The sequence below is a fragment of the Bacillus sp. SIMBA_005 genome (assembly GCF_046535585.1).
In the GTDB taxonomy this organism is placed as follows: domain Bacteria; phylum Bacillota; class Bacilli; order Bacillales; family Bacillaceae; genus Bacillus; species Bacillus pumilus.
The window spans coordinates 1-268 of the sequence record NZ_JAWRWI010000492.1; the positions used below are offsets into that span (position 1 = coordinate 1).

Below are 268 nucleotides of genomic sequence, written 5' to 3' on the forward strand. Positions count from 1 at the left end.
CTAGTGGTAGCGCTGGCTTAACGGCATTTTTAAATAGCGTTGTTTTTTCAATATTTACAGCAGTTATTACAGCGATAATTGGTTTATTTATTGCCCTTTATATTAAAAAAGGAGAAACGAAAAAACAACAACTATTAGATTTCTTTAGTCTAATGCCGAATATTATTCCTGGTATCGTCTTTGTTGTCGGCTTAATTATGTTTTGGAATGCCCCATGGTTACCAGCAACCATTTACAATACAAAGGCGATGGTTGTTGTAACTTATTG

Annotated in this window: 1 pseudogene; it reads left to right on the plus strand. The window is 34.0% G+C overall.

From position 1 onward, the window contains the following. Positions 1 to 268 (plus strand): annotated as a pseudogene (locus SB660_RS21035) (iron ABC transporter permease); the annotation flags it as partial.